Raw genomic sequence first — 14658 nt, forward strand, 5'->3', positions numbered from 1 at the left:
GTTGCCCGTCGAACGTGTCAGGCTGAACGCTGACCCGTCGGGGGACGGGTCCGCGAGAGCCGTGGGGTGTGGGCATGGGCATGGTCAAAGTCGTCGGGCTGGTCCTGCATCCCCGGCGGGACTGCGGCTCGGCCATCGAGGCGATCGTGCGATGGGCGGCGTCACGCGACGTGACCGTGCTGGGCCTGCACGACGAGATCACCCGGATCGACTGCGACGCCGTCGAGGTCTCCGCGGAGGAGATGGTCGAGCGCGCCGGGCTCCTGGTCAGCCTCGGCGGTGACGGCACCATGCTGCGCACGATGCGGCTGGTCGAGGGGCGCAAGACCCCGGTGCTGGGCGTCAACGTCGGCCGGCTCGGCTTCCTCGCCGAGGTCGACCTGCCCGACCTGCCCGGCGCGCTGTCGGCGATCGACGAGCACAAGTTCACGGTCGAATCGCGGACGGCGGTGCGCACGGTCCTGCCCGACGGCAGGGAAGTCTCGGCCTTCAACGACATCGCGCTGGTCCGCGTGCCCGGCGACGGGCTCGCGCACGTCGGCATCACCGTCGAGGGCAGCAACTTCGTCCGGTACGCGGCCGACGCCGTGATCGTCGCCACGCCCACCGGATCGACGGCGTACAGCTTCTCCGCGGGCGGCCCCATCGTCTCGCCGAACGTGGAGGGCATCCTGGTCAGCGCGTCCGCCGCGCACTCGTCGTTCAACCGCTCGCTGATGCTCTCGCCCGACGAGCACCTCGAGCTGGAGGTCGCGGCGACCAGCGGCCGGCTCGCCATCGAGGTGGACGGCATCATCCAGGGCCATGCCGGGGCGGGCGACCACCTCCGGATCATCCCCGTGCCGGCCGCCGCGCAGGTCATCCGCTTCGGCCGGACCTCGTTCTACGAGCGCGCCCGGCGCAAGCTGCGCGTCGAGGGCAGCGCCCAGGTCGGCGGCGGCGACCCGTCGGACGCCGTGGTGGTGGACAGCTTCGAGCAGTCCCGCTACGAGGTGCTGCTCGGCGGAGAGCTGGCCGGCGTCCTGCACTACCGGCGGCACGGGCAGCAGGTCGAGCTGGCGCACACCGAGATCGACCAGGCCTTCGAGGGGCGCGGGCTGGCCGGCCGGCTCGCCGCGGGCGCCCTCGACGACGCCCGCCGGCGCGCCACCCCCGTCGTGGTCACCTGCCCGTTCGTGGCGGGCTGGCTGGACCGTCACCCCGAGTACGCCGACGTGCTCGCCGCCCCGCCGGACCCTCGTCCCGAGAACTCCATCCACACCGGAGGCAACCTCTCATGAGCGAACCCGCCTGCACCCACCTCGACCAGGCGAACGACGTCACACCGTCCGGACAGGGCTGCGTGGAGTGCCTGGCGGCCGGCGCCCGCTGGGTGCACCTGCGCGTCTGCATGACGTGCGGGCACGTCGGCTGCTGCGACTCGTCGCCCGGCAAGCACGCGACCGCGCACTTCCACGGCGAGTCCCACCCGCTCGTGCAGTCGTACGAGCCGGGTGAGGACTGGTGGTGGTGCTACCAGGACGAGGTGGCCTTCAAGGTCGCCGACGCCCCCACGTTCACCTACGGCTGAGCACGCAGAGGAACTCCATGGGTCACCCCGCCATCCTGACCGTCGACGACGACCCCTCCGTCTCCCGGGCGATCGCACGGGACCTGCGCCGCCGCTACGGCGAGAACTACCGCATCATCCGGGCCTCCTCGGCGACCGACGCCCTGGAGGCGCTCAGGGACATCAAGCTGCGTGGCGGCCGGGTCGCCGTCATGCTCGCCGACTACCGGATGCCGCAGATGAACGGCATCGAGTTCCTGGAGCAGGCGATGGACCTGTTCCCCCACGCGCGGCGGGCGCTGCTGACCGCGTACGCCGACACCGACGCCGCCATCCAGGCCATCAACGTGGTGGACGTCGACCACTACCTGCTCAAGCCCTGGGACCCGCCGGAGGAGAAGCTCTACCCGGTCATCGACGCGCTCCTCGACGCGTGGCAGGCCACCGGTGACCGCGAAGTCGAGGACATCCGCGTCGTCGGGCACCGCTGGAGCGAGCCGTCGTACCAGATCCGGGATTTCCTGGCGCGCAACCTCGTGCCGTACAAGTGGCTCGGCGCGGACGACCCGGAGGGGCGCCGCCTGCTCGAGGCCGCCGGGGTGGGCCCCGAGGCGATCCCGCTGGTGGTGACGGCCGACGGCCGGGCGCTGGCGCAGCCGAGCACCTCCGAGGTGGCCGAGGCGGCCGGCCTGTCCACCGCGCCCAACCGCGACTTCTACGACCTGATCATCGTGGGCGGCGGACCGGCCGGGCTGGGAGCCGCCGTGTACGGCGCCTCCGAGGGCCTCAAGACGCTGCTCGTGGAGCGGCAGGCGGTCGGCGGGCAGGCCGGGCAGAGCTCCCGCATCGAGAACTACCTCGGCTTTCCCGACGGCATCTCCGGCGCCCAGCTCACCGACCGGGCGCGCCGGCAGGCGGGCAAGTTCGAGGCGGAGGTGCTCAACACCCGCGAGGTCACCGGGCTGCGGCTGGACGGCTCGGCCCGCACGCTGACCTTCGGCGACGGCGGCGAGGTGTCGGCGCACTCGATCGTGCTGGCCACCGGGGTCGCGTACCGGCCGCTGGTCGCCGACGGCATCGCCGAGCTGACCGGCTCGGGCGTCTACTACGGGTCCGCGTCGACCGAGGGCCCGTCGTGCGCCGGCAGCGACGTCTACATCGTCGGCGGGGCGAACTCGGCCGGGCAGGCGGCGCTCTTCTTCTCCCGGTACGCCCGCAGCGTCACCCTGCTGGTGCGCGGCGACTCGCTCGAGGCGTCCATGTCGTACTACCTGATCCAGCAGCTCAACAAGATCGACAACGTGCACGTCCGGACCCGCTGCGAGGTGGTCGGCGCGCAGGGCGACGGGCACCTGCAGGCGATCACGATCTGCGACAGCAAGAACGGCCGCAGCACGACGGTCGAGTGCGGCTACCTGTTCGTCTTCATCGGCGCCGAGCCGCGGACGGACTGGTTGAGCGACGCGGTGGCCCGCGACGAGAAGGGTTTCGTCTACACCGGGCCGGACCTGTTGACGAACGGCACACGCCCGGCGGGATGGGATCGCGACCGCGATCCGTTCTACCTGGAGTGCAGTGTTCCCGGCATCTTCGCCGCCGGCGACGTCCGGGCCAACTCGGTGAAACGGGTGGCCTCGGCGGTCGGCGAGGGCGCGATGGCCGTCACGCTGGTCCATCGTTACCTGGAGGCACAGTGAGCGACATCGAGGAAATCCAGCTCCAGCCCTGCGAACCCGGCAAGCTCACGATCGCCGAGCTCAAGACGCTGTTCCTGTTCGAGAAGCTGACCGACGAGCAGCTCACCTGGATCGCCGACCACGGCTGCACCATGCACGCGCCGGCCGGCTCCCTGGTGCTGCGCGAGGGCGACCCGGCGGAGATCTTCGTGATCCTGCTGAGCGGCACGATCTCGCTCAGCCGCCGGGTCGGCCAGGACGACGTACAGACCTCGCGGACGGAGCAGCGCGGCGTCTACATGGGCGCGACCCAGGCGTACATCCGTGACGAGGGTGTGCCCCGTACGTACATGGCGTCGATGCGCGCGCTCGACGACGCCGACTTCTTCGTGCTGTCCGCCGCCGACTTCGGCTGGATGATGCGCGAGTGGTTCCCCATGGCGATCCACCTGCTGGAGGGGCTCGCGCTCGGCATGCGCAACACCCAGGCGGCGATCAGCGAGCGGCAACGCCTCGTCGCGCTGGGCGCCCTGTCCGCCGGCCTCATGCACGAGCTCAACAACCCGGCCGCAGCGGCGTCGCGGGCGACCGGCGCGCTGCGTCAGCGCGTCGCGGGCATGCGCCACAAGCTGGGCATGCTCGCCGCGGGCAAGGTCGACCCGGACCGCCTCGACGCGCTCGTGGAGCTGCAGGAGGAGGTCATCGAGCGGGCCGCCAAGGCGCCCGAGCTGACCGCCATGCAGGCCGCCGACCGGGAGGACGAGCTCGGCGACTGGATGGAGCGGCGCAACGTCACCGGCGGGTGGGACCTCGCCCCGGTCTTCGCCCAGGGCGGCCTCGACGTCGCGTGCCTCGACGACATGGAGGCCAAGGTCGGCTCGCCCGAGCTGCTCGACCAGGCCATCCATTGGATCGGGTACGCGCTGGAGACCGAGCAGCTGATGAGCGACATCGAGGACGCCACCGGCCGGGTCTCCTCCCTGGTGTCGGCGGCCAAGCAGTACTCGCAGCTCGACCGCGCCGCGCACCAGTGGATCGACGTGCACACCGGCCTGGACAGCACGCTCGTGATGCTCGGCCACAAGGTCGGCAAGGGGATCAAGGTCGTCAAGGAGTACGACCGCGGCCTGCCCCAGGTGCCGGCCCACCCCGCCGAGCTCAACCAGGTCTGGACCAACATCATCGACAACGCGGTTCAGGCCATGGCCGGCGCGGGCACGCTGACGCTGCGTACGTACGGCGAGGACGGCCACGTCGTGGTCTCGATCGGCGACACCGGCCCCGGCGTCCCGGAGGAGTTGCGCAAGCGGGTCTTCGAGCCGTTCTTCACCACGAAGCCGGTGGGCGAGGGGACGGGCCTGGGCCTGGACATCTCGTACCGCATCGTGGTGAACGGCCACGGTGGCGACATCGTGCTGCAGTCGAAGCCGGGGGACACCCGCTTCCTGGTGAAGCTGCCGCTCGCGGAGCCGTCCTCCCGCTGACCGGCGCGGCGGGTGGTGGCGGTCACCGCCCCCGCCCTGCCCCCGGGGTCGCTCGATGGAAAGCGTCCTTGACATGTGCGGCGGTGGTCGGGCATGGTCGACCCATGACAAGCGAGCTTGACACGAGCGTGCCGAGCCGCAGGGATCGTGCCCGCGCCGTCGCCTACATCCGCGACCTGGCTCCCGCCATGGCCGCCTACGTCGTCGCCATTGTCGTCGTCGTCGCGTGGGGACACCTCGACGGCGAGAGTCCGTGGCGCTTCGTCTGGGCGTTGCTGCCCGTGCTGCCCGTCCTCGGCGTGGTGCGGGCCGTGGTGCGCGGTCTCCGTCGCTCCGATGAGTACGCGCAGCTGATCCAGCTCCGCGGCCTCGCCGTCGGCTTCGCCGTCGCCATGGTCGCTTACGTCGTCCTGGGCATGCTGACGATCGCGGGCCTGAGTACGCCCGCCGGTCCCTGGATCGCCTTCGGCGCCGGGATGGTTTCCTGGGCGGCGGCCACCGCCATCGCCGCGCGGTGACCGGGCAGCAGTGAAGAACCGCATCCGGCAGCTGCGCACCGATCGTGGATGGACCCAGGCCGCCCTGGCAGACCTTCTGGACGTTTCCCGCCAGACCGTCAACGCCCTGGAGACCGGTCGCTACGACCCGAGCCTGCCGCTGGCGTTCCGGCTGGCCCGGATTTTCGGCCGGCCCCTCGAAGCGATCTTCGACCCGGAGGACGACCAGCACGCCGTCCCACCGGCGCGCTGACAAGTTCGGTAGGACGGCCGGAGCGGTCGGAGTCCCCGCCGGTCGGGTGAGGCCTGTCGGGGACAGCGCCGGGGGTCGCGCGGCTGGGAGTGTGCGCAACACGCGTGGCGTGACGACTGCGGCGCCCCGGCACCCCGGGGTGGGAGTGCGGGAGCGCCGCAGGCGTGGGCCTCTGCTGTGGGCGTACTTAAAGAAGGCCTCGCGCATACGCGGCCTGGCCGGCGTGCTGGACGTCGTCGTCCAGGATGCTCATCAGGCGGACGCCCAGGGTGACCGGCGGGTCCCAGGCCTCGTCCACGACGCGGTCCAGGTCGCCGGGCTTGAGGCCCTCGAGGTACGCCAGCGTGCGCGCGTGCACCGCGTCGTAGTAGTCGAGCAGCGCCCGGGTGTTCTCCGGGCGGACCGCCGCGACGTCCTTCGCCGAGTGGCCGTAGCCGGTGTCGCTCGGGTCGGTCTCGCGGCCGAAGCGGGGCGCCCAGTCGCCGGTGGCGTAGAGCTGGTCCTCGCCGAGCAGGTCGGCGATGTGGCTGTCCTGCACCCGGGTGAGGTGCCAGACCAGCCAGCCGACGGTGTTGGCGCCCTCGGCCGGCGCGGTGCGCAGCTGCTCCGGGGTGAGGCCGTCGACCGCGCCCCGGACGAGGTCGGGCAGGCGGCCGTACGCCTCGGTGAGCAGATCGTTCACGTTCACGGTGGCGCCTCCTATTCGGTGGGCGGGTCCTGCTGCTGTTGCTGCTCCTGCTGGTCGAACTGCTGGTTGCCCGGGTCGGCCGGGTCCGTCTGCTGCGGGGCCTCGGTGGTGGGCTCCGCCGGGGCCGTGGTGGTCTCGGTGGGCTCCGGCGTGCTGGTGGTGGCGCTCGGCTCCGGCGACTCGGTGGTGGAGGTGCCGGGTGCGGAGGACTCCTCAGGTGCCGGGCTCTCCGACGGCGACGGCGACGGCGACTTTTTCTCGTCGCTGGAGAACACACTCGTCAGTGTGCTGCCACCGCGGGTGTCGTGACCCGTCGTCATGGAGCTCAGCGAGCGGTCGGCCATCGCTTCGACAGCGAATATCGCACCCATGGCCACGATGAAGACGGTGGCCGCTCCGACGAGGACCGGCTTCCACCGGATCGCGAAGCGTCCCGGCTCCTGCGGCACGGTGTGCGACGGCTTCTCCTCCTCCGTGGCGGCGGCGACGGGTGGGGTGCCCACCGCGGCCGGCGCCTTGACGAACGCGGGCGCGACCGTCTGCAGCCGCTGGGTGCCGCGCTTGAGGGAGTTGTCGAAGAGCTGCGTCCCCACGGAGCCCACCACGCTGGCCAGCGCGGCGCCGGCGAGGGTGCCGGCCACTCCGAGGAAGGAGCCCAGCACTGCGGCGGCCACCGCCGCGAGGGTGCCGGCGACAACCTTGCTGATCTGGATGCCGGACCACAACCGGTCCGGTGACTGCTCGCTCATGTCCTCCTCTTATCGAGGCTCTGCCCGAGCCTGCTCACGACGCGTCCGGGTGCGGACGCGAAACTCAGCCTTTACCGAGGCGCTGGGCGCTAAACCAGCCTCTTTCGGCCAGAACTTCGCGCAGCGGCCGGACGTGGACGCCCTCGGCCGCCAGTCGTTGCCGGGCCAGCCTGCGGGTCCGCAGGATGCCGAGCACGCCGAGCACGCCGATCGCGTACTGCACCGACATGGCGACCTTGAAGTCGGCGATGTCGTAGCCGGCGCGGCCGCCCGTGCGGGCGTCCAGGATCAGCCCGACGAGCAGGATCGTGGTCAGCGACGCCACGAACCCGCCCACGTTGACGATGCCGGTGGCCGTGCCGAGCCGGTTCGGCGGGTTGAACGTCCGCGCGAACTCGAACCCGATCATCGAGCCCGGGCCGCCGAGACCGAGCGCCACCACGAGCAGCAGCAGCACGGCCAGCGGCGCGCGTCCCGGCCACGCGATCACCAGCGCCCAGCCGAGCGCGTTCATGGCGATCACGCCCAGCACCAGCCACGAGCGGCGCAACGGGTGGCGCTGCACCAGCACGCCGAGCAGCGGGCCGCCGATCATGCCGACGAGCACGAACAGCGTCAGCATCGTGCTGGCGGTGCCGCGCGACAGGCCCTCGCCCGCCACCAGGAACGGATAACCCCACATCAGCGCGAACACCGTGCCGGGGAACTGGGTGGTGAAGTGGGTCCACAGCCCCAACCGGGTGCCGGGATGCCGCCACGCGGTGGCGAGGTCCGAGCCGAGCCGGCGCGCGGTGACCGCCTCGCCGGTGTTGATCCGCCGCTCCGGGCTGTCGTGCAGCGCCACCATCGCCACGACGGCGACGAACACCCCGGCCGCGGACGCGGAGATGAAGGCGGTGGTCCAGCCGGCGCCGGACAGCAGGGCGGCCAACGGTACGGCGCTGAGCACCTGACCGACCTGCCCCACGATGCCGGTGAGCTGGGTGACCACCGGCACCCGCCGGGCCGGGAACCACTGGGGCACCAGCCGCAGCACGCTGATGAACGTCATCGCGTCACCCGCGCCGACGAGCACCCGGGCGGCGACGGCCCCGCCGACACCGTCGGAGAACGCCATCAGCGCCTGCCCGGCGGCCATCACCAGCGCGCCGCCGACCACCAGCCGCAACGAACCGAAGCGGTCGAGCAGCACGCCGACCGGCACCTGCAGGCCCGCGTAGACGAGGAGCTGCAGCACGGCGAAGGACGCCAGCGCGCTCGCGCCGATGCCGAACCGCGCCTGCGCGTCGAGCCCCGCGACCCCGAGGGACGTGCGGTGCAGCACAGCCACCACGTACGCGGAGAGGCCGACGGCCCATACCGCCCAGGAGCGGGCACCGCCTCGCATGAAAAACCCCACCTCGTCCGCTCGCGTGCCTCCACCCTTTCGCGGACGGGCGGGATCGCCAACGGCGAGCGTCACAATTCGGGCGTGTGCCCGGTCACGGGGTATCGAATGGGGGACGTCAGCCCAGCAGCGACGGGACGCGCAGGTGCCGGGTCAGCCAGCCGACCGTCTCGCGTAGATACTCCGCTCGCGACGACCGGTGCAGCAGCTCGTGCCCCTCGCCCGGGAACAGCAGGTACTTGTGCTCCGCCCCGCGTGCCGCGAGCGCCGCGACGACCTGCTCCGCCTCGATCACCGGGACGTTGCTGTCGTTCTCGCCGTGCACCACCATCAGCGGTGCGCGCAGGCGGTCGATGCGGGTGATCGGGGAGAGCTCGCGCAGCAGCTCCGCGTCGTGCACCGGGTCGCCGTACTTGGACACGGCCGCCGCCGCGATCCACGGCTCGGTGTGCTCGTAGAACGTGGCGAAGTTCGACATGCCGCAGACGTCGATGCCCACCGCGAACAGCTCCGGGTACGTGGTCAGCGCGGCCAGCGTCAGGTAACCGCCGTACGAGCGCCCCATGCACCCCACCCGGGCGGGGTCCGCCACGCCGGTGCGCACGAGGTGGTCCACGCAGGCGGCGACGTCGGCGATGGCCGCGCGGCGCAGCGCCCCGTTGTCGGCGTTGACGAAACTGCGGCCGAAGCCCGACGAGCCGCGCACGTTGGCGGCGAACACGGCGATGCCACGGTCCACCAGGGACTGGAAGAGCGGGCCGTGGCCGGGGCGTTCCTGGGCCTCCGGGCCGCCGTGCAGCCACAGCACGGCCGGGTGGGGACCGGGCGTCGCCGGCTCGAACAGCCAGCCGCTGATCTCGAGGCCGTCGTGGGAGGCGAAACGGCGCAGGGTGGGGCGTACGGCTCCGGGGGCGGGCGGCTCGACGGAGACCGGGTGCAGCTCGCCGTCCCAGGTCCACACGCCGTGCGGCTGGCCGGGCGCCTCCGCGGTGAAGGCGAGCGTGCTGCCGTTGGCGCTCCAGGCGAGTCCGGAGACCACTGTGCCGGGCAGCTCGACGTCCCGGGAGCCGACGGTCAGCCGGGACAGGCCACCGCCGGCGTTCCACAGCACGGCGACGCGCGAGCCGTCCGGGGTCAGCGCGAACGACTCCACCTCGGCGTCCGGCGCCTCGGCGAGGATCTCGGCGGCGCCCCCGGTCGTCCGCAGCAGGACCGGGCGCTCGCCGGCGTCGCTGCGCGCCCACACCGAGCCGTCCGGGCCGAAGCAGGCCTGCTCGCCGCTGGTGACGTACTCCTCGACGCCGGTCCGGAGGTCGCGGACGACGACGTACCGGCTGCTGCGTGCGCCGTGTCGCAGCAGGGCGCGGCGGCGGTCGGGCGAGACGTCGAAGAGCGACACGAGCTCGCCCTCCGCGATCACCTCCCGGGTGCCGTGCTCGGCGTCCACCAGCAGCGTGGTGGTCAGGTTCTCGGTGACCGCGAGCAGCGGGCGGCCGGGCAGCCAGCGGACGTTCTCCGCGGTGTCCGCGCCGAAGCCGGCGACCTGGTGCAGCGCGGAGCCGTCCGGCCGGACCAGCCACACCTCGGTACGCGGGGCGCCGCCGGGCGCGATCACACATGCCAGCCAGCCGCCGCCGGTGGACCAGTGCACCGACTGCACCGGCTCCTCACCGGTGTCGACCAGGAACGTCAGGTCGCTGCCGACCGGCTGCACCCACACCTTCGGGGTGCCGCTGCGGTCCGACACGTACGCGGCGTGCCGGCCGTCCGGCGACAGTGCCGGCGACCAGCTGCCGCTGACCTCCGACGGGTAGGACCCCGGCGTCTGCCACCCGGCGGGCAGCACGGTGACATCGACCCGGTTGAGCTGACCGGTCATGGGGTCCTCCTTCGGCTTGGCTAGATTCCCTTGTCCTGCAACCACATCTCGAGCAGTGCGAGCTGCCACAGCTGGTTCGCCCCGAGGGTCGTACGGGCAGTGTTCGGGTCGGCCAGCAGCGCGTCAACGTACTCCTTGCGGAACAGCCCCCGCGCGCGGGCCGCCGGTGCGTGCAGAGCGTCGCGGACGAGCTCCAGCATCGGTCCTTCGAGGTGCCGGATCCCGGGAACCGGGAAGTAGCCCTTGGTCCGGTCGATCACCTCGTCGGGCACGACCCCGCGAGCCGCGTCCTTGAGCACTCCCTTGCCGCCCTGGGCCAGCTTCAGCTCCGGTGGGCAGGCCGCCGCGAGCTCGACGAGCTCGTGGTCCAGGAACGGTACGCGCGCCTCCAGCCCCCACGCCATCGTCATGTTGTCCACTCGTTTGACGGGATCGTCGACGAGCATCACCTGTGAGTCCAGCCGCAACGCCGCGTCGACCGCGGTGGTCGCCGCGGGCCGGCCGAAGCTCGCCGCGACGACGTCGCGGCTGACGTCCTCGTCCAGGAACCACTCCGGGTTCAGCTGGCGGGCCAGGTCACTGTGCGGGCGGTCGAAGAACTCTTTCGCGTACGCGTCGACGGCCTGCTCGCGAGGCACGTCCGCGAGCGGCGGGTACCAGCTGTAGCCGGCCAGGATCTCGTCGGCGCCCTGGCCCGACTGCACGACCGTGACCTGCTTCGAGACGTCCTCGCTGAGCAGGTTGAACGCGATGCAGTCGTGGCTGACCATCGGCTCGCTCATCGCCGCCACCGTGCGCGCCACCGCGGGCAGGAACCGGTCTTTGCCGATGCGGATCTGGTGGTGCCGGGTGTCGAACTGTTTGGCGATGATGTCGGAGTACGCGAACTCGTCGCCGCTCTCGCCGGCCGCGGACTCGAAGCCGATGGAGAAGGTGGTCAGCCCGCGCTGCCCCCGCTCGGCCAGGAGCGCCACGATGTACGACGAGTCCAGGCCGCCGGAGAGCAGCACCCCGACCGGCACGTCGGCGACCATCCGGCGCTCCACGGCCGTACGCAGCCCGGCGTGGATCGCCTCGGCCCACTCCTCGCGGCTCGACGGGGTGTCGGTGCGGGTGTGCGAGGCCTCCCAGTAGACCGTCGAGGTGCTGGTGCCGTCGGGGCGGATGACGCGTACGGTCGCCGGCGGCAGCTTGCGGACACCGGAGACGATCGTGCGCGGCGCCGGCACCACCGAGTGGAACGTCATGTAGTGCTGCAGCGCGACCTTGTCGATCGAGGTGTCGACGTCGCCCGCGGCGAGCAGCGCGGGCAGCGTCGACGCGAAGCGCAGGCGGCCGGGCGTCTCGGCGAGGTACATCGGCTTGATGCCCAGCCGGTCGCGCGCGAGCATGACCGTGCCGGTGGCGTGCTCGGTGATCGCGAAGGCGAACATGCCGAGGAAGTGCTGCACGCAGTCGGCGCCCCACCGGTGGTACGCCTTGAGGATCACCTCGGTGTCGGAGTTCGAGAAGAACGTGTAGCCGTGGCCCTGCAGTTCCTCGCGCAGCTGCTTGTAGTTGTAGATGCAGCCGTTGAAGACCAGCGTGAGGCCCAGCTGCTCGTCGGTCATCGGCTGCGCGCCGGCCTCGGAGAGGTCGATGATCTTGAGTCGGCGATGGCCGAACGCGACTCCGCCGCGGTGCCACAGGCCCTCACCGTCGGGGCCGCGCGACTCCAGGGACGGCAGCATCCGCCGGACCGCCTCGGGATCGGCAGCCCGGTCGTCGAACCTGAGCTCGCCGGCGATTCCGCACATGATTGATCAACCTCCACGGTTCCCGTTTCGGGTGGATTTCCAGGCAGTAAAGGGCTTAGCTGAGCAGCCACGTGTCCTTGGAGCCGCCGCCGCGGGAGGAGTTCACGATCATGCTCCCGGCGGGGGCGACCCGGGTCAGGGCCGCGGGGGCGACCACCGACTCGCGGCCGGTGAAGACGAAGGCGCGCAGGTCGACGTGGCGCGGCGCCAGCTGGTGGCCGTCGAACACGGGGGCGGTCGACAGGTCCACCACCTCCTGGGCCACCCAGCGGTGCGGGGCCGTACGGATCTGGCGGCGTACCGCGGCGAGGTCCTCGGGGCCGGCGTGCGGTCCGATGACGATGCGGTCGCCGCCGTAGCCGTCCACCGGCTTGCAGACCAGCTCGTCGAGCCGGTCCAGCACCTCCGCGCGCTGCTCCGGGATCCCGCACAGGTACGTCGGCACGTCCGCGAGCAGCGGCTTCTCCCCGAGGTAGTACTCGATGAGCCGGGGGACGTAGGCGTACACGGCCTTGTCGTCGCCGATGCCGTTGCCCAGCGCGTTCGCCAGCACGACGGTGTCGGCGTGCAGCGCCGCGACGAGGCTCGGGCCCAGCGGCATCCCGTCGGCGCCGGGGGAGTGCACCAGGCTGTCCTCGCCCATGCGCAGGTACACCACGTCGACGCGGTGCTTGCGGCCGTTGGCGATGCGGTGCAGCACGCCCTCGTCGACGAGCAGGTCGGTGCTGCGCACCAGCGGCACGCCCATCTCCTCGGCCAGCATCCGGTGCTCGAACCACGCCGAGTCGTCGGGGCCCTGGCTGAGCACCACCAGGCGCGGGTCGTCCCCGGCCGCCGGGCCCGCCGCGTCGAGCAGGGCCTGCTTGAGCAGCTGCGGCGTGCGCTCCGGGCTCAGCAAACCCGGCGGGTACGGCAGTTCGGGCAGGACCGCCTCGGTGAGGCGGCGGTTCTGCATCGCGTACGCGATCCCGGACGGCACCCGCAGGTTGTCCTCCAGCACGCACCAGTTGCCCTCGCCGTCGCGGACGAGGTCGACGCCGGCCACCTGCGCGCGCACGCCGGGGCGGCTGACCAGGGCACCGCTGGGCCGCAGCTCGGGCGAGCCGTCGATCACCCATTCCGGCACGACGCCGTCGCGGACCACCGTACGGTCGCCGTACACGTCGTTGACGAACGCGTCGAGCGCGCGGACCCGCTGGATCAGCCCGCCGCGCAGCCGGCCCCAGTCGCCCGCCGGCACGGTCCGCGGGACCAGGTCGAACGGGAAGAGCCGGGTGGCGGCCTCGCCGGCCACGCTGAACGTGATCCCGCGGGCGCGCTGCTCGTCGTCCTTGGCGTCCTCGCGGCGGCGCAGCCCGGCCGGGCCGAGCGCGCTCAGCACGTCGAGGATCCCCTGGTACGCCGGCACGACGTCGCCGCCCGGGAACGCCTCGTCACCCTCCGCCGCGTACGGGGTGAGCCCGGCCGGTACGGTCTGCCCGCCGGGTCCGATGCCGGTGGCGCCGCCCCGGGTGTCGGCCACGACCAGGTCGACCACGTCGGAGATGCGTCCGCGGCGTGCCATGGCCCGGCGCTGGCGGGCGGCGGAGCTGCCCCGGCTGAGCGTCTGCACCGCCAGGTCGTACACCTGCTCCCAGTCGCCCAGCTCCTCCAGCTGCGGGCGCAGGTCGCCGACGAGGCGCTCCACGGCTACCGCGGCCGGCACCGGCACCGGCGAGCGGGGCAGGTCGAGCAGGTCGCCCTCCAGGCCGGAGCGCGCGGCCCGCCACATCGCGGCGCGGTGCAGCGGCGGGCGGGTCGGTACGAGCGGCTTCCCGGCGCGGTACTCCTGGCGCGCGCGCAGCACCAGGCCGCGGAACAGTCCGGCGAGGAGCACGACGGTGTCCGCGTCCGGGCTGGAGTCGGTGACCCGCAGCTCCACGGTCGGCAGGTGTGCCGACGGGCGGACGTCGAAGTAGACCATCTTGGGGTCGCTGATCGTGCCGGAGGCGATGAGGTCGGCGACCAGGGCGTCGTGGTCGGCCGCGCCGGTGACGGCGCCGCTGTCGCCGGCCGTCGGCCAGCGCATCCAGACGAGCGAGCGCACGCTGGCGTACCCGCTGTCCTCTCCCATCCAGTACGGCGAGCTGGCCGACAGCGCGAGCAGGACGGGCAGCGCCGGGCTGACCCGCTGAGCGATCGACACCGCCTCGTCGCGGTCGGTGATGCCCACGTGCACCTGGGCGCCGCAGATGAGCTGCTCGCGGGCGAGCATCTGGTACTCGTCGACCATCCGGCGGTAGCGCGAGGTGGGCGTGACCGGCAGCGAGTCGAGGTCCACGATCGGCACCGTGCCGGCCGCGACCAGGCCCAGCCCCAGGGACTCGGCGATGCCGATGGCGCGGCGGCGCAACCCGATGACGCCGTCCCGCAGCTCGTCCAGCGAGCCGGCGACCGGCGTGTTCGTCTCCACCACCGACCGGTGCAGCTCCGCGGAGAAGCTCTCGGGGTCGAGCTGCTCCAGGATCTGCGGCGCCCGCGGCACGAGCTCGCGGGTCCGCAGATCCACGACGTGCAGCTCCTCCTCCACGCCGAGCGTGAGCTTCGTGCCGAGGGTGGGTTCGCCGCCGCCCGTGCTGATACTCAATGACTCCGTCATGCAAGACCGCCTATGTCGTCAGCTCTTCCCCGGAGCCTCGCCAGCCCATGTACCGAACCTGT

At 72.3% G+C, this 14658-nt stretch carries 12 protein-coding genes; 6 read left to right on the forward strand and 6 right to left on the reverse strand.

The features are described 5' to 3' along the window. Window positions 1-74 precede the first annotated feature (74 nt). From COUCH_RS10545 to COUCH_RS10570, 6 genes are all read left to right on the forward strand, one after another. Complete coding sequence (locus COUCH_RS10545; RefSeq protein ID WP_249611885.1) at window positions 75-1280, forward strand: NAD(+)/NADH kinase; 1206 nt, start codon at window positions 75-77, stop codon at window positions 1278-1280. Next, a complete protein-coding gene (locus COUCH_RS10550) occupies window positions 1277-1570 on the forward strand; it encodes a UBP-type zinc finger domain-containing protein (RefSeq protein WP_249611886.1) in 294 nt (97 codons plus the stop codon). Before COUCH_RS10545 ends, COUCH_RS10550 begins: the two co-directional genes overlap by 4 nt. Window positions 1571-1587: 17 nt before the next feature. Beyond that, window positions 1588-3246 (forward strand): FAD-dependent oxidoreductase, encoded by a 1659-nt coding sequence (locus COUCH_RS10555; RefSeq protein ID WP_249611887.1) that lies wholly within the window; start codon window positions 1588-1590, stop codon window positions 3244-3246. Next, window positions 3243-4709 carry an ATP-binding protein gene (locus COUCH_RS10560; protein ID WP_249611888.1) on the forward strand — a complete coding sequence of 489 codons (1467 nt, stop codon included), beginning with the start codon at window positions 3243-3245 and terminating at the stop codon, window positions 4707-4709. The genes COUCH_RS10555 and COUCH_RS10560 overlap by 4 nt, the downstream gene beginning before the upstream one ends. A 104-nt stretch (window positions 4710-4813) precedes the next feature. Further along, window positions 4814-5227: a hypothetical protein gene (locus COUCH_RS10565; protein WP_249611889.1), complete on the forward strand. Its 414-nt coding sequence runs from the start codon at window positions 4814-4816 to the stop codon at window positions 5225-5227. A gap of 10 nt (window positions 5228-5237) precedes the next feature. After that, window positions 5238-5459 (forward strand): helix-turn-helix transcriptional regulator, encoded by a 222-nt coding sequence (locus tag COUCH_RS10570; protein ID WP_249611890.1) that lies wholly within the window; start codon window positions 5238-5240, stop codon window positions 5457-5459. Between the two features lie 187 nt (window positions 5460-5646). On the opposite strand, the gene COUCH_RS10575 is transcribed toward COUCH_RS10570, so the two are convergent. The 6 genes from COUCH_RS10575 to COUCH_RS10600 form a co-directional block, all read right to left on the reverse strand. Beyond that, a complete protein-coding gene (locus COUCH_RS10575) occupies window positions 5647-6147 on the reverse strand; it encodes a mycothiol transferase (RefSeq protein ID WP_249611891.1) in 501 nt (166 codons plus the stop codon). Between the two features lie 11 nt (window positions 6148-6158). After that, on the reverse strand, window positions 6159-6896 hold the full coding sequence (locus COUCH_RS10580; RefSeq protein WP_249611892.1) for a hypothetical protein: 738 nt from the start codon (window positions 6894-6896) through the stop codon (window positions 6159-6161). A gap of 64 nt (window positions 6897-6960) precedes the next feature. Continuing rightward, window positions 6961-8283: an MFS transporter gene (locus COUCH_RS10585; protein ID WP_249611893.1), complete on the reverse strand. Its 1323-nt coding sequence runs from the start codon at window positions 8281-8283 to the stop codon at window positions 6961-6963. A 118-nt stretch (window positions 8284-8401) separates the two neighbouring features. Further along, on the reverse strand, window positions 8402-10162 hold the full coding sequence (locus COUCH_RS10590; RefSeq protein WP_249611894.1) for a S9 family peptidase: 1761 nt from the start codon (window positions 10160-10162) through the stop codon (window positions 8402-8404). A gap of 20 nt (window positions 10163-10182) precedes the next feature. Next, the gene (locus COUCH_RS10595; RefSeq protein WP_249611895.1) at window positions 10183-11958 is read right to left on the reverse strand and encodes an N-acetylglutaminylglutamine amidotransferase; all 1776 of its coding nucleotides are present in this window, start codon (window positions 11956-11958) and stop codon (window positions 10183-10185) included. Between the two features lie 55 nt (window positions 11959-12013). Next, window positions 12014-14584 carry a carboxylate--amine ligase/circularly permuted type 2 ATP-grasp protein gene (locus COUCH_RS10600; protein ID WP_249611896.1) on the reverse strand — a complete coding sequence of 857 codons (2571 nt, stop codon included), beginning with the start codon at window positions 14582-14584 and terminating at the stop codon, window positions 12014-12016. Window positions 14585-14658 lie beyond the last annotated feature (74 nt).

Source organism: Couchioplanes caeruleus (assembly GCF_023499255.1).
Classification (GTDB): Bacteria; Actinomycetota; Actinomycetes; order Mycobacteriales; family Micromonosporaceae; genus Actinoplanes; species Actinoplanes caeruleus_A.